Below are 20958 nucleotides of genomic sequence, written 5' to 3'. Positions count from 1 at the left end.
AGCCAAACCTTGGAGTATACGCTTGTTTCTTTCTCGTCAGACGCTGGCAGCCACCGCACTTGCCCTGGTTGCAGTTTCTTCGCCTGCCTATGCCCAGCAGGCCGGTATCCAGATTGCGCTTGTCGATGCCGATACCGGTGAGCCGGCAGCGAATGTCGAGGTCAAGGTAGAGAACGCGCAAATCGGCTTCTCGCGCGCACTGCGTAGCGACGAACGCGGGTTTGTCAGGCTCGAAGGCCTGACCACTGCAGGAACCTGGCAGGTGTCGGTTGCACAGGGGGGGCGGTATCAGTCCGATCAGCAGGCCAGCGTCAACCTGCGCGCCAATTTCACCAGCAGCGTGACCTTGCGCCTGATCCCCAGCGGAACCGGCGGCATTGTGGTCACTGGCAGGCCAGCGGTCACCGGGATCAACACCGTCAATGCCGAGGTGTCTGCCTCGCTCGACGCCCGGGAACTGGCCGCGCTGCCGATCGAAGGGCGCGATGTGATCGGCGCGCTGATCCGCCTGCCCAATGTCGTGCCGTCGACCGGCTTCTTCCCCGAGGCTCCATCAATCTCGATCAACGGGTCGAACGGGCTCGACACCAATTACCTGCTCGACGGGCTCGACAATAACGAGAATTTCCTCGGCGGGATCAAGTTCCCCGTGCCGCTGGGCTTCACCCGCGAGGTGACAGTGCTCGCCAATTCCTATTCGGTCGAGTACGGGCGCACCGCCAATGGCGTGGTCAACTACACGTCGCCATCGGGCAGCAATGAGTATCATGGCGAGGTTTATGCGCTGGTTCGCCCTGGGCAACCGCTCGATGCCAATTCGCCGTTCCCGCGCCGCGACCTGTCGGGAAATCCGGTTGGCGAAAGCTTCGAACGCTATCAGGCAGGCGCCAGCCTTGGCGGCCCGATCGCGCGTGACAAGACCTTCTTCTACGCCAATTTCGAATATACCCGCGACCGCAATCTGCAGGTGGTCGATGCCCCGGCGCTGGGCGTGGTCGACACCGTCACCGGCAACAATGAATTCTACCTCGGCTCGGTAAGGCTCGACCACAGGCTGACGGACGACTGGACGCTGGGCCTGCGCGCCAATATCGGGCGGGTGACGATCGAGCGGCCCGGCGGCGCCCTGGGCGGCGGCAACGCAAGCTTCCCTTCGGCGGGTTCCGATCAGGACCGCTTTTCAACCCTGGTTGCGGCTACCGCCAGCTATGCGGGTGACGAGTGGAGTTATGATGGGGCGGTGCAATATAGCCGCTTCCGCTGGGACTATGGCGAGCCTGTGGCCGGGCCCGGGCCGCAAGTGACGGTTCGCGACCCATCCGGCCTGACGGTCGGCGTAGTGGGGCACCCCGGTTTCGTGTTCGACGATCTGGAAGAAACCTGGCAGACCACGCACCGCTTGCAGCGCAAGCTGGATAGCCACAAGCTGACTGTCGGGGCAGATGTGATCCGTTCCGATTTTGCGCTGCTGGGCGGGGGCAATCCCGATGGCAATTTCACCGTCGATCTGACTGCGCAGCAATTGGCGACGCTTGCAGGCAGCGGCGCGGGCCTTGGCCTTACCGCGCAGGACGTGCTTGCGCTGAATCCCGCGGTGGCCAATTATTCGGTCGAACTACGCCCGCAAAGTTTCGGCACCGCGCAGACGCAGCTGGCCTTCTATCTTGAGGACGAATGGCAGCTTTCCTCGCAGCTTACCGCCACGCTGGGCGTGCGCTGGGATTATGACAGCCTCACTGCAAAGGGCGGAACCGGCGGCGATTATGACAATTTCGCCCCGCGCTTTTCGCTCAACTATCGCCCCGATGCCCGATCGAGCCTGCGCTTCGGCGCGGGCCTGTTCTATGGCAAGCTTAGCTATTCGGTGATTTCGGACGCGTTGCAGCGCAACACCACCTCGCCCGGCTTCCTCGCGCAGCTGGGCCAGTTGCAATCGCTGGGGATCATCCGCGCCGATGCCGATCTTTCTGCGGCGACTTTTGACGGCAACCTAACTGTCTCGCCTGCCTGTGCGACAGTGGCCGAATGCCCTTCGCCCGATGAGGTGCAGAACCTGCGCGACACGGCGACCATCAACGAAGCGCGTATCCTCAGCCCTGACGGCTATGACAGCCCCTACAGCGTGCAATTGAGCGGTAGCTACCAGTATCAGGCAACCGACACGATCACGCTTTCGGCCGACCTTATCTACAGCCGCTCACACAATCTCGTGCGGCTGCGTGATCTCAATGCACCTTCACCCTTCACTCCCAACCTCGCCAATCTGACGGCGGCGAACATTGCGCTGCTGCAAGGCCAACCTGACAACGCCGCGCGGTTCGCGCTGGCGCAATCGCTCGGCCTGGTGCGCAGCCAGGCCGATGCCGATGCCTCGCGTCCGGTCGCGCCGGTGGCGGGCGGGGCGCGGCAGATTACCGTTTCGGAAACCGAGGGCGAGGCCGAATACAAGGCGCTGATCCTTCAGGCGAACAAGGCGCGTGGTGGGGATTTCTATGCCTTCCGGCTCGCCTACACGCTCTCGAGCCTCAAGAACGACACCGATGACATCAATTTCCGCGCTGCCAACGGCAATGATTTCAGCACCGAATGGGGGCCATCGGCGAACGATCGGCGGCACGTCATCTCGGCGGTTGGATTCCTCTATCCGCTCGATGGTCTGACGATGAGCGTCGCGGGGCTGTTCCAGTCAGGCCAGCCGGTCAATCTGGTGCCCGATGCGCGCATCTTCGGAACCCAGGACCTCAACGGCGATGGTGCGAGCTTCGGCGAGAACTTCGTCGGCAATTCGGATCGCTATCCGGGGGAAAGCCGGAATTCCGGGCGGCTTCCGTGGTCGGCCACGGTCGATATAGGGTTACGCTATGCCGTTCCGGGGCTTGCCGGGCTGGAATTGAGTGCGGATGTGTTCAACCTTTTCAACACTAATAATGAATCGGGCTTTGCCAATGCGGCGACAACGTCCAATCAGGTGCAGTTCGGCGGCGGGGCACCCTTTGTGCAGCGCAATGCCGGGCCGCCGCGCCAGTTCCAGTTCGGTGCGGCGTTGAAATTCTAGGGCAGGAGTAACCGCGCAATGGCGGCGATGCATAATCTGCAGGGGCTGATCGGGCTCGCCGCTCTGGTGGTGCTGGCCTGGCTGATTTCAGAGAACCGCGCCGCCCGGCCCGGCTGGCGCTGGATTGCGGGTGCGCTGGTGCTGCAAATCGCGATCGCGCTGGTCGTCACGCGTGTTCCCTTTGTTTGGGAAGTGGTGGGCCTGGCCAATCGGGCGGTGTCCGCTATCGAGGCGGCGACCCTGGTCGGATCCAGCTATATGTTCGGTTATATCGGCGGGGCGCCGCTGCCCTTCGAATTGAAGGAAGGCGCGACCCCGCCGCTTGTCATTGCTTTCCAGATCCTGCCGCTCGTGATCGTCTTTTCCGCGCTTTCGGCGTTGCTGTGGCACTGGGGTATCCTGCGCGCGGCGGTGCGCGGGCTGTCATGGGCACTCCAGCGGACCCTTGGCGTCAGCGGCGTGGTCGGATTGGGCGGCGGGGCGACGATCTTCCTGGGCGTGGTCGAAAGCCCGCTGGTGCTGCGCGCATGGTTTGGCCGGATGAGCCGGTCTGACCTGTTCATGATCATGGTGCTGATCATGGCGACAATTTCGGGTGCGATCCTGGTGCTATATGCCACCACGCTGTCCAAGACGGTGCCCAATGCCGTGGGGCACATGATCGTTGCTTCGCTGATTTCGCTTCCGGCGGCGGTGCTGCTGGCGCGGCTGATGGTGCCACCGGCTGAACAAGGCGAAGAGGAAAGCGAATCCATCGAACCCGATCTGAAATATGAAAGCAGCATGGACGCCGCGGTGCGCGGGACGATGGAGGGGGTCCAGCTGATGCTGGCGGTGATCGGGGTGATCATCGTGGTGTTCGCGCTGGTCAATCTGGTCGACCAGATGCTGGTGCTGGTGCCGACCGGATCGGGCGAGCCGCTGACCCTGCGCGGCCTGTTCGGCTGGATCTTCGCCCCCTTCATGTGGGCAATTGGGATTCCCTGGGGCCAGGCGGGAAGTGCAGGTGCGCTGATGGGAACCAAGGCGGTGCTCAACGAATATGTCGCCTTCCTCGATCTCGCCGCGCTCGAACCCGGCACGCTCGATGCGCGCAGTCTGCTGATCGTGACCTATGCCTTGTGCGGGGTCGCCAATCTGGCCAGTGTCGGTTTGATCGTATCGACCATTTCCACCCTTGCGCCAGAGCGGCGGGCGGAAGTTGCCGGCCTGGGCATGAAGAGCTGGATTGCGGGCAATATGGCTTCGATGATGACCGGGGCCGTGATCGGCCTGGTCACCTGGGTATAGGGAGCTTTCCGGTGCTGGATGCCCGCTTGCGCCCGCTGATCGATCCGCCGCTCAATGCCTTGGGGCGGCGGCTTGCTCGTGCAGGGCTCAGCGCCAATATGCTGACACTGTCCGGCATTGCGCTGGGCCTGGCAGCGGGCGGCGCGATTGCGCACGGATACTTCATTGCCGGGCTTGCACTTGTGCTTGCCAACCGGTTGCTTGACGGGCTTGACGGAGCGGTCGCGCGTGCCACCCGCCTGACCGACTTCGGTGGGTATCTCGATATCGTCGGCGATTTCGTGTTTTATGTAGCGGTGCCGCTGGGCTTCGCCCTGGCCACGCCAGCAAATGCCCTGCCGGCTGCGGTGCTGATTGCCAGCTTTACCCTAACCGGCGTCAGCTTCCTTGCCTTCGCCACGCTCGCAGCCAAGCGGGGCATTGAAACCGACGCCCATGGCAAGAAGAGCTTCTTCTACAATACAGGCCTTGCCGAAGGGACCGAAACGATCGCGGCATTCTTGGCCATGTGCCTTTGGCCGGCGGCGTTTGCCCTCATTGCGTGGATATATTCAGCGGCTTGTATTCTGACAGTGATCCAGCGCACCGTGATCGCCCGGCGGGTTTTCCAACACCGGTCGGACGATCACGGCTGAAGCCGGGGTCACTTTTACTCGGACGGCGTCCATGCCCGGCTGGCGAAGGCCGGATCGACTTCGGTGTGGAAGATGTGGTTCGAATAGTTCGAGATAACCTTGGCGCTCAGGGCAAGGATGATGCCGAGGATATGTGTTTCTTCGAAACCGGCATCAAGAAAGGCCTGGGCCTGCTCTGGCGTGGGATTGCCGCGGCTCTCGGTCATCACATGGGCAAAGGCACGCAGCGCTTCCAGTTTTGCATCGGCAACCGGCCGGCCGTCGCGGATGGCATCGGTCACTTCGGCCGGAACCTTGGTCATCATGTCGCCCACGAAGCTGTGGGCCGCCATGCAGTAATGGCACCCATTGGCCCGGCTGATGGCGAGGAAGACGACTTCCTGCTCGACCGGTGAGAAGCCGGATTCGGCGCGAAACTTCCCATAAGCATGGCTGTAGGTGTCGAGCAGCGCGGGCAGATTGACCATTGCCCCGTACATATTGGGCACCATGCCCATCTTGGCCTGCGTCTCCTTGAGCGGGGCGCTGACAGCCGGGTCTGTATCTTCCGCGGTGCGCAGCGGCAGGCTGGTCCTGAATACTTTACTCATCATCATTTCCTTTCGGTGGGGGGAGGGATGTCGTTGGAATGATCGTTCCATATTGGGTAAAAAAATGGCGGCGTCAGGCGAGGCGTTTCAAGAAGCTGTCACGAACCGCAAGAAGATAGCCTTCCTCTGGCCTGCTGCGGATCATGACCACCAGGCCCAAAAGAGTGACAAGGGCTTCCCGCGCGAGGTCGGCGGCATCGAGGCTGGCGCTGAAGGCACCCGTCTGCTGGCCCTTGCGGATCATGGCGAGGAAAAATGCCTCGATATCATCTTGCGCATCGTTGACGATGGCGGCGATCTCAGGCTCGTGCGGAGCCAGCTCCAGTGCGGAATTGATCAGGAAGCACCCCCAATTGCCCTGTGGCAATCGCACCTGGCCGATGAATTTGTCGAAAACCGCTGAAATGGCCCGTGCCGGCGGTTCACTCGCGCCGAGTTCTTCCAGCAGCCGGCCCCTGACTTCCCTGTCGTATTTCCGCAGAGCGGCCAGAAACAGATCGTGCTTGTCGCCATAGGTTGCATAGAGGCTCGCGCGGTTGACGCCCGTTGCATCCACCAGGCTCTGCATCGATGTTGCCTCGTAGCCATGCGTCCAGAAGGCATGCATCACCCGGGTGAGTGTCTCATCCACATCGAAGCGCTTTTCCCAGGGCATTGGCGCCGTATAGTTGGTTTGGAACGATCGGTCAATACAAGGGTCAGAACCCGCCATTTCGATATGTGCCGTACGATCCGGTCTGAACCCGAATTGCGGAGCGAGTGGTTGCGATATCCGTTCCGGCTGCGATCAGCGATCGAGCCGCTGCTGCACCTTGCTGCGCAGTTCGGCTATGCGCGCGGCATTGGCCCCCAGATCGCTCAGGCCAACCCGGGATACAGAGCGGAAGTCGATCCGGTCATCGCCCACCCGCGCCACGACATCATCCTTGAAGCCGAACCAGAAGGTTTCTGCCACGCCTTCGACATGGCCAGTCGCCGGATCGGTGGAGACATCTGACAGCCCGATCTCGCGCATTGCTGCGGCGACCGCTTCCACGCCTTCAGCCGGGCTGGCGGCACCAAGCGGAAGCGGTGCCAGATCAGGATAGGACTGCGCGATGATTTCGGCATGGGAAAGCTTCGCCAGTTCGGCTGCACGCCCGCGCCAGGGTTCCAGCTCGCCAAGCGGAACCTGGTAATCATTGAGCGGATTGGCGCTTGCTGCCTGCCGCGCGGCCAGCACTTCGTCCGAGAAGCGCGGCGGATCAGACAGGTCTGTCGCAATATCGTGGATCGGCGGGATCTGTGCCGCCTCGCTGCGGATATAGCCCAGCATTCCAACAATTGCGACCGGTACCAGCAGGGCGAGCAACGCCAGTTTCCAGCCGGTTCGCGGCTTGCGCCACAGCGTGACGACCAGCGAGATCAGCGCGAACAGTGCAACTGCACCAAGCACGATCGGTCCCGCACTCATGGTCAGCGTCAGCAGGCCCGTTTTCCAATCCCACAGGCTGAATTTGGTGCCTAGTGCAGCCACTGCAAAATATAGCGGCAGGAGCAGGGCGAGGGTCAGCGCGAGGCGGGCATGCCAGGGGGTCGTCTTCATGGAAACGGTTTACCCCGCGCAGGGCAAAATGCCAAATGCGATCTACCGCCGCACAAATCTGCAGTTAGCCGCGCAAACCGCCCATCAGCACGTATTTGAGCTCGAGATACTCGTCCATGCCGTGGCGCGAGCCTTCGCGGCCGATGCCCGATTCCTTGATCCCGCCAAACGGCGCGACTTCGGTGCCCAGCAGCCCCTCATTGATCGCGACCATGCCATATTCGAGCGCACCCATGACTCGCCAGGCGCGGGCAAGATCGCCAGTATAGCAATAGCTCGCCAGGCCTGAGCGGGTGTCATTGGCGATGCGGATCGCCTCGGCCTCGTCGGCAAAGGGGATGATTGATGCGACCGGGCCGAAAATCTCCTGCTGCGCGATTCCCATGTCTTGCCTGACGCCGGTCAGCACGGTGGGGGTATAGAACTGCGCCCCGGCATTGTGCCGCCCCCCGCCGCACACCCGCGTTGCGCCATCGCCCAGCGCAGCATCGGTCAGCCGCTCGACCTTTTCCAGCGCGCGGTCATTGATCAGCGGGCCGATCTGGCTTTCGGGGTCCATCCCGTTGCCCACCTTCAGCGCAGCCGCACGTTCAGCCAGCGCGCCGACGAAGCGATCATGCACACCCTGCTGCACCAGCAGCCGGTTGGCGCCGATGCAGGCCTGCCCGGCATTGCGAAACTTCGCGATCATCGCGCCATCGACCGCCGCATCGATATCGGCATCCTCGAACACGATGAAAGGGGCGTTACCGCCCAGCTCCATGCATGCTTTCTTGACCGTGCTGCCCGCCTGTTCGAGCAGCAGCTTGCCCACTGCGGTAGAGCCGGTGAAGCTGATCTTGCGGATCACCGGATGGGTGCAGAACAGCCTGCCAGTCTCTGCCGGGTCTGCGCTAGGCACGATCCGCAGAATCGCCGCAGGAATGCCCGCTTTCACCGCCAGCGCCTCCAGCGCGAGGGCCGAAAGCGGAGTTGCCTCGGAAGGCTTCATCACCATCGCACAGCCCGCTGCCAGCGCCGGGGCCGATTTGCGCGTAATCATCGCCAGCGGGAAGTTCCACGGGGTGATCGCGGCGCAGGTGCCCACGGGTTCCTTGCGCACGAGGATTTCCTTGCCTGCTGCGAAGCTGGGAATCGTCTCGCCATAGGCGCGGCGCGCCTCTTCCGCGAACCATTCGACAAAGCTTGCCGCGTAATCGAGTTCTGCCCGCGCTTCGGCCAATGGTTTGCCGCATTCGAGCGTGCAGATTTCGGCCAGCTGCTCGCGGTGGGCAATGATGAGGTTGAACCAGTCGCGCAGCTTGTCGGCACGGAATTTCGCGGTTTCGGCGGCCCAATCGCGCCGTGCAGCTTCGGCCGCGTGGATCATCCCGTCCACTTCCTGCGCGGTATAGGTCCGCACCCTGGCCAATTCTTCGCCCGTTGCCGGGTTGGCCACTGCCATGCCGCCGGAATCGTCAAGCGCGTCGGGACTGAGGATGGAGGAAATGATGTTCATGTCGCCTTGGATGTTCCCTTGGGCCTGTCTCGCCAGTGTGCGAATTTCACCGTGCAATTGAAGTGCCGCTGTGCCCATTTTGCCATGGCTTGCCAAGCCGCAGCTGCGAATATTCCGTTTCAACCTGACTGAAGGGGGCGGTTGACAGCGCGTGGCCAGCAGCCTTAGGAGCCGCGCGTCCGTGCGGATACGGGCCCAGCCATGCATGCTATGGAGTCACTTTGACGGCGCTCTATGCCCTGCCAGACCATGAAGTGGTTTCAGGCCTGATCCCCGATATCGGGAGCCGCCACCTCGGCGCGGAGGAGGCGATTGCCAGGATCCATTCCACGCCCGGGATGATCCCGGTCGCGATCGACCCCGAGACAGACATCGGCGGCTCCGGCAAGGTGCTGTGGGCCGATATTGGCGATTATCCCTATCGCGAATGGCAGCATATCTTCACCATCAGCACGCTGGCGGAACAGGGCAAAATCGGCGAATCCTTCGTCACCGATTTCGCGATCCTGCAGGATGACCGCATCCTTGCCGATCCGATCGAGCCGAGCGGTTTCATGTTCCATATCTCGCGCTGCGGCTCGACGCTTACGGGCAAGGCGCTGGCGCGCAGCCCGCGGCATCTGGTGATCAACCAGGGCGCGCCGCTACAGCGGGGCTTCTGGGCTACCATCACCCGCGACTGGTCGCAGGAGGCAGAGGCCAGCCCTGAAAACCTCAAGGCGTTCCGCAACCTGGTGCTGGCGATGACCCGCTGCCGGTTCCCGCAGGAAGAACGCGCCTTCATCAAATTCATCTCGTGGAATACGCTGTATATGGATTTCGCGCTGGCCGCGTTTCCGCAGATGCCGGCGCTGTTCCTCTATCGTGAGCCGGTGGAGGTGATCGCCTCGGTGCTCAAGGAAACCTCGGCGGTGGTGTGGGCCAAGGGGCGGCCGCAAGCCGGTTTTCTTTCGGGGCTCGATTGGCGCGCAACAGCGGAGATGGACGAGGTCGAGTATCTTGCCCATTGCTTTGCCCGCTATCTGGGCTTTGCCGCGCAGATGGGTGAGCGGGTGGGACTGCTCAACTATCGCGATATCAAGCCGGAAAACTTCGCCCACATCCTGGCGCGCGGGCTCGATTTCAAGCCTGCGGAGGAGGAATTGGCGCTGATGCTCGAACAGTTCCAGTTCCACTCCAAGGACGATAACAACCAGCAGCAGTTCAAGTCTGACAGCGCGGAAAAGCGCGCCTCCATCCCTGAGCGTGATCGTGCGCTGGTGGCGCGGATCTGCGACGGGCAGATGGAAAAGCTGGACTCTTCGCCAGCCAATCTTTTTCCCCGTACGCAATCCTTGGCATTATCCGGCCAATCGGGCTAAAGCCAGCCGCGCAGAAGCACCCCCACCAGACACACGAACCGTACAATTGGAACAACCATTGACCGACGTCACCCCTGAAGGCCTGCTCAGCGTGGTCATCCCCAACTATAACTATGGCGCATTCGTTGGCGAGGCGATCGCCAGCATCGCGGCGCAAACCTATGCCCCGATCGAGCTGATCGTGGTCGATGATGCGAGCACGGACAATTCGCTTGAGGCGATCCGCGAGGCGCTGGACAAGGCTGACAATCTTATCAGCACGCGGCTCATCGCGCTGGAAGAAAATGTCGGCAAGCTGGGCGCGCTCAACCGCGCGCTCGAATATGTGCGCGGCCGCTATTTCGTGATCCACGATTCGGACGATCTGCTGTCGCCCGGATATGTAGAACGCACGATCGCCGAACTCGAAGCGGCGCGCGCCGAAGATCCCAGCATCGCGATCATCTATACCGATTGCATGCTGATTTCCGCCACCGGGGAGGCGCTTGACCGGGGCAAGTCGGCAGCGTTCGATCCGGCGCTGCTCGAACGCTATTCCTTCATTCCCGAACCGGCCATGTGCCTGGCCGCACCGGTGCTGGAAGCCGGGCCCTATGACGAGACGATCCGCAAGGGCACCAAGCACCACAAGTGGAAGCGCATCGTCGCCAATGGCTGGCGCGGGCGCCACATTGCCGAGCCGCTGTTCAGCTACCGGATGCATGAAGGCAATCTTTCAGGGATCGGCAAGCGCGTGATCGCCGAAGTCGAGCGCGGCGAGGGCGGCGAACGGATCCTGTCGGGCTACTGGCCGCTTCAGACGACCGAGCGTTAAGCCCCCCATGAGCCAGATCGAGTCGCAAAAATTCCCGCTCAAGCTTGAGGATGCCCGCATTTGCGTGGTCGGCCTCGGTTATGTCGGCTTGCCGGTGGCGGTCAATTTCGGCCAGCGTTTCCCCACCGTGGGCATTGATGTCCGGCCGCAGCGAGTCGCCAACCTCAAGGCGGGATATGACGAAACCAAGGAAGCTACGGCAGAGGAACTGGCTGCGGCCAGTCAGCTGGAATTTACCCTGGACTGGGCCGACGCGGCAGGCTGCAATATATTCATCGTCACCGTCCCCACTCCGCTCGACAGCCACAATCATCCCGATCTGGGCCCGCTCGAAAGTGCTACCCGCGCGATCGGTAAGGTGCTGACGCGCGGCGACGTGGTGATCTACGAAAGCACCGTCTATCCCGGGTGCACGGATGAATTCTGCGTGCCGATCCTGGAGGAGGTGTCAGGGCTATCTTACAATCGGGATTTCTATTGCGGCTACAGCCCCGAACGAATCAATCCCGGCGACAAGCTGCGCAAGCTCCCAGATATCCAGAAGATCACCAGTGGCTCTACGCCGGAAGCGGCTGATTTCGTCGATGCGCTATATCGCACAGTAGTGACCGCAGGCACGCATCGCGCCAGCTCGATCCGTGTGGCAGAGGCGGCAAAGGTGATGGAGAATACCCAGCGCGATCTCAACATCGCATTGGCCAATGAACTGGCGATGATCTGCAATTCGCTGGGGATCGATACCACCGAAGTGCTTGAGGCGGCGGGGACGAAGTGGAACTTCATGCCCGTGCGCCCCGGCCTGGTTGGCGGGCACTGTATCGGCGTTGACCCCTATTACCTTACCCACAAGGCCGAGGAGATCGGCCACCATCCCGAAGTGATCCTGGCCGGGCGCCGGATCAATGACCGGGTGGGCAAATATGTGGTGAACCAGTTCGTCCGCCTGATGGGCCGCAAGGGTCTGTTGAAGGATGAACTGCGCGTGCTGGTGCTGGGCTTTGCGTTCAAGGAAAACTGCCCGGATCACCGCAACACCAAGGTCGCCAGCATCGTCACCCATCTGAATGAATTCGACATTGCGGTGGATGTCTATGACAGCTGGGTGGATGCGGACGAATGCGCGCACGAATATGGCATCCGTCCGGTGAGCACACTAGAAGCCGGCAAATACGACGGGATCATTCTGGCCGTGGCGCATGATGACATCGTCGCCATGGGGGCTGAAAGCATCCGCGCGCTGGGCAAGCCGGGCGCGGTGCTTTACGATGTCAAGTCCGCGCTGCCGCTCGATGCATCGGATCAGCGGTTATAGAATCTAGCCCTGCGCTGCCTCACGCCGGCGGATCAGCGCTGCCTCGGTAATGTCGAAGCTGTGCTTGTGATCGACATCGATCGGCCCGTAGGGATAGTCGAGCATCACCGGTGCAATGCTGACGCCCAATCGGCGCCCGATTGCATCCACCAGGCCGCGCATGGTGGTGAGCTTGAGCTTGTAGAGCACGAAGGGCCACAGCCCGAAAGCCTTGAGGATGCGCCAGTGACGCTTGCCGAACTGGCCGCCGCCTTCGAACACCTTGACCGCAGTGAGCGCGCGCCGGTTGCGCAGGCCGTAGAGATTGCACGAAGATGATCCGCCATCCTTCAGCTGGTGGAAGGCAAGGCCCGAATTGGCGAATTCGCGCAGCACCACTTCCTCGCTCGACAAGCCCAGCGCCACATCTTCATCGCAAGCCAGAAATCCCTCGACAAAATCGCGTACCAGTTCGGGCGTATGCAGCGCATTGTCGCCCGTGGTGATCACCAGCGGCAGCGGATTGTCGATCTCTTTCACTGCGGCCAGCACACTGTCAGCCAGATTGCCGCTGGCCTGGACGAAAATCGCCCGGCCTTCCTCCACCCAGCCGCGCATCCGCGGGGTCGCCAGCAGGACGTCGGGGCTGTCGAGCGAGACATGGATCTTGTCGAAACAGCCGCTGTCGACCAGCGCTTCGAGCACGCGCTCGAGCATCACCTGGCCGTCAAGCTCGACCAGGCATTTGTGCGCCTTGCCCTGCAATTTTGCCACCGGATCTTCCACGCCGCGGCGGCTGGCGGCCATCACCAGCACTGCTGGCTTGTAACCTTCGGGGGTTGCCTGTTCGCCTGCCTGCATCTCTATCGCTTCCTATATTCCAGGTGGATCATGGCTGCTGCGCGAAAGCCAGGCCGGCATGGCGCATCAGCGCACCGGCATCGTCGAGGGACGGGAAGCTCTCGAGCGTTTCGCGCAGGCCCGCGCGAGTCTCTGCATCGATCACGCCATCACAGCAGGCATCGAACTTGGACCAGTATTCCGCCCAGCTGAATGGTGCGGCCTTGCTCCCTTTGGGCCATTCGTGCACCGATTTCAGTTGCCGCCCGTCTTTCAGGGTGATGTGTACCTCGGTCGGGAATTCGCCTTCCAGCTTGTCGACCGGATGACGGTGGATGAGCGGGAACAGGCCGCGCACGTCATCCCCCATGACCCGCTCGGGGGTGAAATCTGCCAAAGTGCAATCGCCCCGCGCCAGCACGCAGCCGACTGCATATTCGGCCGAGAACTTGGCTTCGAGCGGTTCCTGCGGATCGGTGTAGAACACGTTATTGAAATGGACGCGCGGCATGTGGAGGTCGACGGCGGTTACATCGCCCGCGCTAAAGCCATGTTCAGTCATCAGTTCGAGAACGCCATCCATCGCGCGGTGGATCGCGCCGCAGGTGGGGAAGCGCTTCACGCGAAACTTGTGCTCGGTGATCAGCAGCGGCTCACCGACATTTTCCAGTTCGAACCGCAGGTTCTGCCCGTGTTCGATATGGGTGATGGTATCGCGCAGATGTTCGTAATCGGGCCCCACCATCAGCCGGTTCATGCCAGTGCGCCCGTCCAGCGTATCGCGCCCGGCGGTGATCCCCGCCTGCGCCATGGTGGCCGCCATTATTCCGCCCTTGGCGGCGAGCCCGGCGTGCACCGGCTTCATCTCCGAGCCGAACTGGCTCATGAAGCCAGACGACATGCTGGTCGCGATCGACAGTGCCCGCGCGCAAGCCCCGGCGTCGAGTTTCAGCAGCCGCGAAACTGCCGCCGTAGCGCCCATAACCCCGACCGTCGCAGTCGCGTGCCAGCCGCGATTGCGATGCGTGGGATTGAGGCCCTGCCCGATGCGCCCAAGGATCTGCAGGCCGACAATATAGGCATCGATGCAGGCCGCGCCCGAAAGCCTTTGTTGCTCGGCAATCGCCATGATTGCGGGCAGCAGCACAGTGGTGGGGTGCGCCTTGGGCGGATCGAAATTGTCATCGAAGTCAAGCGCATGGGCGATGGTGCCGTTGACCAGCGCGGCCCAGGGTGCGGCCAGTTTGCCTGGCCTGCCGAACACTGTGCACGGCCCCTCACCCCATGGTGCAACCACACCGAACAGTTTCTCGGCCACCGGCTCGATCGCGCCGGGCACCATCACGGCTACGGTGTCGACGAATTCGCGATGCGCCCAGTCCCTCGCGTCCTGCGGCCAGTTGTCCGGAGTTTCGGCAATCCAGGCGCCATAGATGTCGAGCGGATTGGTGTTCACGTTCTGCCTTGGGCTTTGGTTGAGATGCGACTTGGCTCAGTACTGCGCCAATAGCTTCGCCACGGGGCTTGCACAAGCGGGCCGCCCAATTGTCCGCTTCCCACCTGGAAAAGGGCGCCGGAATATATTAGTACTTGATAAAGTAGAAATATCTAATATATTGAGCGCATGACTGTTCCGCAGCCCTTTGAACTGAGCGCCATGCGCGCCAATGCCGGCAGGGCAGCCGATTTCCTGGCGATGCTGTCGAGCGAGCCGAGACTGCTGATCCTGTGCCACCTTCTTGAGGCGGGCGAGCTGCCCGTTGGCGAGCTGGTCGAGCGGGTCGGCCTCAGCCAGTCGGCACTGTCGCAGCATCTGGCAAAGCTTCGGGCGCAGGGCCTGGTGGCGTTCCGCAAACAGGCACAGATGGTGTTCTATCGCATCGAAGATCCGCGTGCGGAGCGCCTTCTTGGCACGCTACACGTAATCTTTTGCGAGCCTGATACGCGCCAGCCGATGCCGAATGCTGCGGAATGACACCAAAGACTGAGGAGCGACAGATATGCCAACCGACACCCATCTTCAAACTGCCATCGGCGAGGTCGAAGCAGTGATCGCAGCGCCAGCCCGTGCGCCAATAGTGCAGAGCTTCTTTCACGAGCCCACCTTTACCGCCAGCTATGTGGTGCATGACCCGGCGACCCGACAGGCGGCGATTGTCGATTCGGTACTCGATTTCGACCAGCCTTCGGGCCGCACCAGCACGCCTTCGGCCGATGCCATCATCGAATATGTGCGCGAAAACGGCCTCAGCGCGGCCTATCTGCTCGAAACGCATGCCCATGCCGATCACCTTTCGGCCGCGCCCTATCTGCAGGAAAAGCTCGGCGGGAAGATCGTGATCGGACACGAAATCCTGACCGTGCAGCAAGTATTCGGCAAGGTCTTCAACGAGGGATCGGAATTCGCCCGCGACGGCTCGCAGTTCGATATCCTGCTGAAGGATGGCGATCGCCTCGAACTGGGCGAGATCGCGATCATCGCGCTGCACGTGCCGGGCCATACCCCGGCGGACCTCGCCTATGTCATCGGTGACGCGGTGTTCGTCGGCGACACCATGTTCATGCCTGATTATGGCACCGCCCGGGCTGACTTTCCCGGCGGCGATGCGCGCACGCTCTATCGTTCAATCCACCGCCTGCTGGCGCTGCCGGATGAGGCCCGCGTATTCCTGTGTCACGACTACAAGGCACCGAACCGCCATACCTTTGCCTGGGAGACGACCATCGGTGCGCAGCGCAGTGGCAATGTGCATGTGCACGAGGGTGTTGACGAGGAGGCCTTCGTCGCCATGCGCGAGGCACGCGACGGCACGCTGGGTATGCCGCAGCTGATCCTGCCTTCGATCCAGATCAACATGCGCGCTGGGCACCTGCCCGAGCCCGAAAGCAACGGTACCCGTTACCTCAAGCTTCCGCTAAACACTTTGTAAGGAAAGGATTGCAGCCATGACAGATATTGCACCGCTCGATCCGCTGGTAGCGCTGGCAGGAGGCCTGCTCATCGGGCTCGCTGCCGCACTGCTGCTGGTATTCTCGGGCCGCATCGCCGGGATCAGCGGCATGGTCGCGCGCGCAGTTGGCATAGCCGATACCGGCATCCCGCGCGCGCAGGCGCTGGCCTTCGTTGCCGGGCTGCCAATCGGCGCCGTGCTGGTCAGCAACTGGGTGCGCACGCCTGACATCGGCGTGACGACTTCCATCCCGCTGCTGATCGTGGCTGGCCTTCTGGTTGGTTTCGGCACCCGCATGGGCAATGGCTGCACCAGCGGACACGGCGTGTGCGGCGTGTCGCGGCTTTCCCCGCGCTCGATTGCCGCAACCGCCAGCTTCATGCTGGTCGGCTTCCTGGTGGTTGGCACCGCGCGAATGATGGTTGGAGGTTGAGGCCATGAAACAGATTGTCATTGCCCTGTTGACCGGCTTGGTTTTCGGAGCCGGGCTGGCGCTTTCCGACATGGTCAACCCGGCGCGCGTGCTGGCCTTTCTCGACATTTTCGGTGCGTGGGACCCGGCACTTGCCTTTGTCATGATTGGCGCGATCATCCCTTCGTCGATCGCATACTGGTTTACCCGCAGGATGCAGCGCCCGGTACTTGGTGCCCAGTTCTACATCCCGGAAAACCAAACGATAGACCGTCAATTGCTGATTGGCGGCGCCATATTCGGTGCCGGATGGGGACTTGCCGGATATTGCCCCGGGCCCGCGATCGCGGGCATGGCGCTGGGTGACTGGCAGCCATTCGTGCTGGTCGCTGCGATGCTGGCGGGCATGTGGATGCAGCGCCAGTTCACCGACTTCAATCAGCGCCGATTTATGGCCGCGTGAAGCAAGGGAAAAATGCGGTGAGCGGGCTGGCGCGGTATCTCCCCATCCTCGAGTGGGGCAAGCAGTATGATCGCGCCATGCTGGGCAGCGACATGATGGCGGCGGTAATCGTCACCATCATGCTGATCCCGCAAAGCCTGGCCTACGCCTTGCTGGCGGGGCTGCCGCCGGTGGTGGGGCTCTACGCCTCGATCCTGCCGCTGGTCGCCTATGCGCTGCTCGGCACCAGCCGCACGCTGGCCGTGGGGCCGGTGGCGGTGATCTCGCTGATGACAGCGTCCGCAGCGGGCAGCGTGGCGGCACAGGGCAGCGCAGAATATCTTGAGGCGGCAATGGCGCTGGCGATGCTCTCGGGCCTGATGCTGGCGCTGCTGGGCTTACTGCGGTTGGGCTTTCTCGCCAATTTGCTGTCGCACCCGGTCATATCCGGCTTCATTACCGCCAGCGGCATTTTGATCGCGACCAGCCAGCTGCGCCACATCCTGGGCATCAAGGGAGGCGGTGACAATCTGCCCGAGCTTGCCCGCACGCTGGCTTCGAACATCATGGGGTGGAACGCGCCCACTCTGGCGATCGGCGGGTTGAGCATCGCCTTCCTGTTCTGGGTGCGCAAGGGTGCCCGCCCGCTGCTGATGCGCGCAGGGCTGGGGCCGCGCATGGCCGACCTGCTGGCCAAGGCAGGGCCTGTCTTGGCCGTGTTTGCGACGATACTGGCGGTCATCTGGGGCAATCTGGAGCAGCGCGGGGTGGCCATTGTCGGCGCGATCCCCAGCGGTTTGCCGCCACTGGCAGTTCCCGGCGTCGATCTGGACCTGTGGAGCCAGCTGTGGGTGCCAGCACTGCTGATCTCGATCATCGGCTTCGTCGAGTCCGTTTCCGTTGCACAAACCCTTGCGGCCAAGCGGAGGCAGCGCATTGCGCCCGACCAGGAACTGATCGGGCTGGGCGCGGCCAATATCGCCTCGGCCTTCTCCGGCGGCTATCCGGTAACCGGCGGCTTTGCCCGTTCGGTGGTCAATTTTGACGCTGGCGCGCAGACCCCGGCGGCGGGCGCCTATACGGCCGTTGGCATTGCGCTGGCCTCTGTCTTCCTGACCCCGCTGCTGTTTTCGCTGCCTGTGGCAACGCTGGCGGCAACGATCATCGTTGCGGTGTTGAGCCTGGTCGATTTGCGCACGCCGGTGCAATTGTGGCGCTATTCCAAAAGCGACTTCAGCGCCCATGCTGCGACCATATCGGTGACGCTGGCAATGGGCGTGGAGACGGGCGTCATCGCGGGTGTCGCGACTGGCCTGCTGCTCTATCTGTGGAAGGCTTCGCGCCCGCATGCCGCAATTGTCGGGCGCGTGCCTGACACCGAACATTTCCGCAATGTCGACCGGCACAAGGTCATCACCTGGCCGCATATCCTTTCGATCCGGATCGATGAAAGCCTGAGTTATCTCAACGCGCGCTGGCTGGAGGAATATGTGCTCGAACGCGTGGTGGAAAAGCCCGAACTGCGCCACGTGGTGCTGATGTGTTCGGCGGTGAATGCGATCGACGCATCGGGGCTCGAAAGCCTTGAGGCGATCAACCATCGGCTGTGCGATGCCGGGATCAGCCTGCACCTGTCAGAAGTGAAGGGGCCGGTGATGGACCGGTTGCACAAATCCCACTTCCTCGATGATCTGCACGGCGAAGTCTTCCTGTCGCAGGACCGTGCCATCACCAGCCTGATGCGGGCCGACGAAAGCAGGGCCGCAGGCGAGGATCACTGGCACGCGCGCGGCATGATCTGACCCTCGCTTGCGGGCAAGCTGCGCCGCAGCCGCATGCAATCGAACCGGGCACCTGCCGCGCCTGCGCGCGCGAGCGTGTCGGCGAATGCTGGTGCAGGTATCAGGCGCGCCAATCTGACGATCACGGCGCTCTGCCAGCGGGGGGTGGAGGCCAGGATCTCCGCAAACGCCTGGCGCACGCCTCGGCGGGCGAGGGCGTCCGTGGCCAAAGCTGCCAGTTCATCTTCGTTAGCGCCAAGTGCCAATAGCGCCGCCAGCCGTGCTGCAGCTTCCGCATCGTCACCCGCCCTGAGCGCGAGGGCCAGCATGGCTTGCTGGGCGGCCAGATCGCGCCAGCCGCGCCGTGCAGCCTGCTCCATCGTCAGCAGCCCGCGCCCTTGCGGATCGCGCTGGAGCTGTGCCGCGGCGAGCAAGGAAAGATGTCCAGCCGGGACCGGCCGCCTCGACACCAGCAGGCGCGCACTGCGCAGCGCCCTTTCCTGGTCCGCGCCGCGCGCCGCATCTACGGCCAGGTGATCGGCGGCAAAGCTGCGGAATGCTTCGGGAACCAGCACGGCCAGATGCGGATGATAGCGCGACTGCCGGTCAAGCTGCGCCGCCGCCGCTGTCAGCGCGACAACCAGCAGAAATGCGGGCCAAAGCACGCGCGTCATTCCCGCCGCTCCATGCTTGTGCGCGCAAGCATCAATAGCGCCAATGCCGCCACCGCCAGCATGGCCTGGTTCCGGAGCGGATAATCGGTAATCGACTGTAGCCCAATAGCGAGCAGCACCAGCACCCCGGCCAGCGCCAATCCGCCCTGATCCGTGCGGCGCGTTCGCCATGCCAGCCTGCCTGTCAGCAATATCCAGCCGAGCAGCAGGATCAGCGCCGGGGCCCCGCCTTCCACGGCCAGCTCGAGATAGTCATTGTGCGCGCGCCCGGCCTTGCGCGCCGAAAGATGTTCGAGCGATTCGTCGAGCTGGAACACCTCGTCGAAAGTCCCCATCCCGGCGCCAATTGGCCAGAACCGCTGCGCGGAATAAGCCGCATCCTCCCACAGCTCGAGCCGCGTATCTCCCTCAAAATTGAAGCGATCGATTGCCGATTCGATGCGTGTTCCACTCGACAACGTCGCCCCAAAAGCCGCCGCAATCAATACGGTGATGATGGCGATGCCGATCCATTTTAGCGCGGGCCGGGCGATGGCCCAGCGCAAGGCGGCTACACCGCCAATCACCGCCCCCAGCGCGATGGCGGTGCGCGATTGGGTGAGCAGGATCGCGATCAGGAAAGTGGCTCCCGCCGCTACCTTCGCCCCGCTTGCCCAATCCTGGCGCAGCGGCCACTTCAGGCCCAGCGTCAAGGCCAGGCATGCGGCGAAGAAAAGCCCGGTTGAATTGCGGTTGGCAAAGCCGCCGAACATCACGCCCGGCATCGGATTTTCAGGATAGGGGATCGCGGCCGAGCCGTTCGAAAGCACCTGCGGGATTCCCCAGATGAAATTGACGAGGCCGAGGATGACCGCCAGCCCGGCAAGCCGTGCGATGGCGCGCATCGGCAGGTGCCAACCGATGGACAGCAGCGTCAGCGGCACGATCAGCCCCAGCGCCGCCACGAATGTCCGCGCCGGATCGAGCGAGAGGGGGCGCCAGCCAGGTTGCAGCTGTGCCGCATCGAGCGCCTCCAGCACCAGTTCCCGCCCCGGTAGTTGCTGCCAGATGGCGGGTGGCAACGGCACCAGTTGGAGCAGCGGCAGCGCCAGCGACAGCGCAACGAGCCCTGTGAGTGGCCGGGGCGCATCACGCCAGAATTGCGCGAACCGTTCCGCGTTGAGCGCCAGGATCAGCAGCGCAAGCAGCTGGACCGCCAGATTGTTGAAGGCATAAGCCACGCCGCCGCCGCCCAGCAGCACGGCCATAGCGATCAGCACAGCCAGTTGAGCTTCCGGCTTGCGCCAGGCTGGCAAGCCAGTTTCGGTTCTGGCGGCGGTCAAGCTTCGGGCGGGCGCATGCGTACCCGCGCGTTCAGATCAGTTCGCACCGTTCGACTGGTTTCGAGGCGGGGTGGAATCCCGATTGGTCAATACCGCTGCCTGCATGGGTCCGAAAAACGCAGTGCCGCCAAGCATCCATTGCCACAGGTAAGTTTCGTCAGCCTCTGTCTGCACCAGCCAGCTGGAATACAGAAAAGTGCTTGCCTGTGTGCCGGATGCAGCTGTGTAATAAGTGCCATTGCCGCCAGCCCGTGTGTTGGCGAGAGATGCGCTTGGCACAGCGATCACACTGATCGAAACCGAGGCCAAAAACAGCCTTTTCAGCCATAATTCCATTGCGACATCTCCAATTCGCATCCCGCAGAATTACGCAGGCAGCGGTTCAGCAGCATGTTGTATTACGGGAAAACCCTTAGC

General features: G+C 62.6%; 20 protein-coding genes. 11 read left to right on the top strand and 9 right to left on the bottom strand.

Annotated features, from left to right (window positions below; all coding sequences use genetic code 11):
• The first annotated feature begins 22 nt into the window (after window positions 1–22).
• The 3 genes from ACX2DJ_RS01070 to ACX2DJ_RS01060 are packed head-to-tail and all read left to right on the top strand — an operon-like array spanning window position 23 to window position 4980.
• The gene (locus tag ACX2DJ_RS01070) at window positions 23–3055 is read left to right on the top strand and encodes a TonB-dependent receptor domain-containing protein (protein WP_462570489.1); all 3033 of its coding nucleotides are present in this window, start codon (window positions 23–25) and stop codon (window positions 3053–3055) included.
• Between the two features lie 18 nt (window positions 3056–3073).
• Window positions 3074–4345 (top strand): NupC/NupG family nucleoside CNT transporter, encoded by a 1272-nt coding sequence (locus ACX2DJ_RS01065; protein ID WP_462570488.1) that lies wholly within the window; start codon window positions 3074–3076, stop codon window positions 4343–4345.
• A gap of 11 nt (window positions 4346–4356) precedes the next feature.
• A complete protein-coding gene (locus ACX2DJ_RS01060) occupies window positions 4357–4980 on the top strand; it encodes a CDP-alcohol phosphatidyltransferase family protein (RefSeq protein ID WP_462570487.1) in 624 nt (207 codons plus the stop codon).
• A 14-nt stretch (window positions 4981–4994) separates the two neighbouring features.
• Here the strand turns inward: ACX2DJ_RS01060 and ACX2DJ_RS01055 are convergent, their stop codons facing one another.
• The 4 genes from ACX2DJ_RS01055 to ACX2DJ_RS01040 form a co-directional block, all read right to left on the bottom strand.
• Window positions 4995–5570, bottom strand: coding sequence for a carboxymuconolactone decarboxylase family protein (locus tag ACX2DJ_RS01055; RefSeq protein WP_462570486.1), 576 nt, complete (start codon window positions 5568–5570; stop codon window positions 4995–4997).
• Between the two features lie 73 nt (window positions 5571–5643).
• Complete coding sequence (locus ACX2DJ_RS01050; protein ID WP_462570485.1) at window positions 5644–6225, bottom strand: TetR/AcrR family transcriptional regulator; 582 nt, start codon at window positions 6223–6225, stop codon at window positions 5644–5646.
• A 132-nt stretch (window positions 6226–6357) separates the two neighbouring features.
• Entirely contained in the window at window positions 6358–7155 is a 798-nt protein-coding gene (locus ACX2DJ_RS01045) for a DUF1499 domain-containing protein (protein ID WP_462570484.1), read from the bottom strand.
• 64 nt (window positions 7156–7219) lie between these two features.
• On the bottom strand, window positions 7220–8653 hold the full coding sequence (locus ACX2DJ_RS01040; protein ID WP_462570483.1) for an NAD-dependent succinate-semialdehyde dehydrogenase: 1434 nt from the start codon (window positions 8651–8653) through the stop codon (window positions 7220–7222).
• Between the two features lie 221 nt (window positions 8654–8874).
• On the opposite strand from ACX2DJ_RS01040, the gene ACX2DJ_RS01035 reads away from it, so the two are divergent.
• From ACX2DJ_RS01035 to ACX2DJ_RS01025, 3 genes are read left to right on the top strand one after another with little or no spacing between them, the layout of a single operon-like run.
• On the top strand, window positions 8875–10014 hold the full coding sequence (locus ACX2DJ_RS01035) for a hypothetical protein (RefSeq protein ID WP_462570482.1): 1140 nt from the start codon (window positions 8875–8877) through the stop codon (window positions 10012–10014).
• Window positions 10015–10072: 58 nt separating this feature from the next.
• Window positions 10073–10828, top strand: a complete 756-nt coding sequence (locus ACX2DJ_RS01030) for a glycosyltransferase family 2 protein (RefSeq protein ID WP_462570481.1) — start codon at window positions 10073–10075, stop codon at window positions 10826–10828.
• A 7-nt stretch (window positions 10829–10835) separates the two neighbouring features.
• Entirely contained in the window at window positions 10836–12140 is a 1305-nt protein-coding gene (locus tag ACX2DJ_RS01025; RefSeq protein ID WP_462570480.1) for a nucleotide sugar dehydrogenase, read from the top strand.
• A gap of 3 nt (window positions 12141–12143) precedes the next feature.
• On the opposite strand, the gene ACX2DJ_RS01020 is transcribed toward ACX2DJ_RS01025, so the two are convergent.
• Together ACX2DJ_RS01020 and ACX2DJ_RS01015 are read right to left on the bottom strand one after the other, a co-directional pair.
• Window positions 12144–12980, bottom strand: coding sequence for an NTP transferase domain-containing protein (locus tag ACX2DJ_RS01020; RefSeq protein ID WP_462570479.1), 837 nt, complete (start codon window positions 12978–12980; stop codon window positions 12144–12146).
• 28 nt (window positions 12981–13008) lie between these two features.
• Window positions 13009–14415, bottom strand: a complete 1407-nt coding sequence (locus tag ACX2DJ_RS01015) for an MmgE/PrpD family protein (RefSeq protein WP_462570478.1) — start codon at window positions 14413–14415, stop codon at window positions 13009–13011.
• A gap of 168 nt (window positions 14416–14583) precedes the next feature.
• Here ACX2DJ_RS01015 and ACX2DJ_RS01010 point away from each other — a divergent pair, with 168 nt between their 5' ends.
• From ACX2DJ_RS01010 to ACX2DJ_RS00990, 5 genes are read left to right on the top strand one after another with little or no spacing between them, the layout of a single operon-like run.
• Window positions 14584–14934 (top strand): ArsR/SmtB family transcription factor, encoded by a 351-nt coding sequence (locus tag ACX2DJ_RS01010; protein ID WP_462570477.1) that lies wholly within the window; start codon window positions 14584–14586, stop codon window positions 14932–14934.
• Between the two features lie 25 nt (window positions 14935–14959).
• Window positions 14960–15889 (top strand): MBL fold metallo-hydrolase, encoded by a 930-nt coding sequence (locus ACX2DJ_RS01005; RefSeq protein WP_462570476.1) that lies wholly within the window; start codon window positions 14960–14962, stop codon window positions 15887–15889.
• Window positions 15890–15905: 16 nt separating this feature from the next.
• Window positions 15906–16343, top strand: coding sequence for a YeeE/YedE family protein (locus ACX2DJ_RS01000; protein ID WP_462570475.1), 438 nt, complete (start codon window positions 15906–15908; stop codon window positions 16341–16343).
• A gap of 4 nt (window positions 16344–16347) precedes the next feature.
• Window positions 16348–16785 (top strand): DUF6691 family protein, encoded by a 438-nt coding sequence (locus ACX2DJ_RS00995; protein ID WP_462570474.1) that lies wholly within the window; start codon window positions 16348–16350, stop codon window positions 16783–16785.
• Window positions 16786–16802: 17 nt separating this feature from the next.
• Window positions 16803–18566: a SulP family inorganic anion transporter gene (locus tag ACX2DJ_RS00990; protein ID WP_462570473.1), complete on the top strand. Its 1764-nt coding sequence runs from the start codon at window positions 16803–16805 to the stop codon at window positions 18564–18566.
• On the opposite strand, the gene ACX2DJ_RS00985 is transcribed toward ACX2DJ_RS00990, so the two are convergent.
• The 3 genes from ACX2DJ_RS00985 to ACX2DJ_RS00975 form a co-directional block, all read right to left on the bottom strand.
• Entirely contained in the window at window positions 18539–19219 is a 681-nt protein-coding gene (locus ACX2DJ_RS00985) for a hypothetical protein (protein ID WP_462570472.1), read from the bottom strand. The genes ACX2DJ_RS00990 and ACX2DJ_RS00985 overlap by 28 nt on opposite strands.
• On the bottom strand, window positions 19216–20478 hold the full coding sequence (locus tag ACX2DJ_RS00980) for an O-antigen ligase family protein (protein WP_462570471.1): 1263 nt from the start codon (window positions 20476–20478) through the stop codon (window positions 19216–19218). Before ACX2DJ_RS00980 ends, ACX2DJ_RS00985 begins: the two co-directional genes overlap by 4 nt.
• Before the next feature lie 99 nt (window positions 20479–20577).
• Window positions 20578–20877 (bottom strand): hypothetical protein, encoded by a 300-nt coding sequence (locus ACX2DJ_RS00975; RefSeq protein WP_462570470.1) that lies wholly within the window; start codon window positions 20875–20877, stop codon window positions 20578–20580.
• Between the last annotated feature and the right edge of the window lie 81 nt (window positions 20878–20958).

Source organism: Altererythrobacter chaiwopuensis, from assembly GCF_054957755.1.
This window is presented reverse-complemented; position numbering and strand designations above follow the sequence as displayed.

Bases quoted from the DNA above. Each gene is read 5' to 3' on its own strand.
- ACX2DJ_RS00975 (WP_462570470.1), bottom strand. From the start codon at position 20,877: ATGGAATTATGGCTGAAAAGGCTGTTTTTGGCCTCGGTTTCGATCAGT.
- ACX2DJ_RS00985 (WP_462570472.1), bottom strand. From the start codon at position 19,219: ATGACGCGCGTGCTTTGGCCCGCATTTCTGCTGGTTGTCGCGCTGACA.
- ACX2DJ_RS01020 (WP_462570479.1), bottom strand. From the start codon at position 12,980: ATGCAGGCAGGCGAACAGGCAACCCCCGAAGGTTACAAGCCAGCAGTG.
- ACX2DJ_RS01050 (WP_462570485.1), bottom strand. From the start codon at position 6,225: ATGCCCTGGGAAAAGCGCTTCGATGTGGATGAGACACTCACCCGGGTG.
- ACX2DJ_RS01025 (WP_462570480.1), top strand. From the start codon at position 10,836: ATGAGCCAGATCGAGTCGCAAAAATTCCCGCTCAAGCTTGAGGATGCC.
- ACX2DJ_RS01065 (WP_462570488.1), top strand. From the start codon at position 3,074: ATGGCGGCGATGCATAATCTGCAGGGGCTGATCGGGCTCGCCGCTCTG.
- ACX2DJ_RS01000 (WP_462570475.1), top strand. From the start codon at position 15,906: ATGACAGATATTGCACCGCTCGATCCGCTGGTAGCGCTGGCAGGAGGC.
- ACX2DJ_RS01010 (WP_462570477.1), top strand. From the start codon at position 14,584: ATGACTGTTCCGCAGCCCTTTGAACTGAGCGCCATGCGCGCCAATGCC.
- ACX2DJ_RS01040 (WP_462570483.1), bottom strand. From the start codon at position 8,653: ATGAACATCATTTCCTCCATCCTCAGTCCCGACGCGCTTGACGATTCC.
- ACX2DJ_RS01055 (WP_462570486.1), bottom strand. From the start codon at position 5,570: ATGAGTAAAGTATTCAGGACCAGCCTGCCGCTGCGCACCGCGGAAGAT.
- ACX2DJ_RS00995 (WP_462570474.1), top strand. From the start codon at position 16,348: ATGAAACAGATTGTCATTGCCCTGTTGACCGGCTTGGTTTTCGGAGCC.
- ACX2DJ_RS01045 (WP_462570484.1), bottom strand. From the start codon at position 7,155: ATGAAGACGACCCCCTGGCATGCCCGCCTCGCGCTGACCCTCGCCCTG.
- ACX2DJ_RS01005 (WP_462570476.1), top strand. From the start codon at position 14,960: ATGCCAACCGACACCCATCTTCAAACTGCCATCGGCGAGGTCGAAGCA.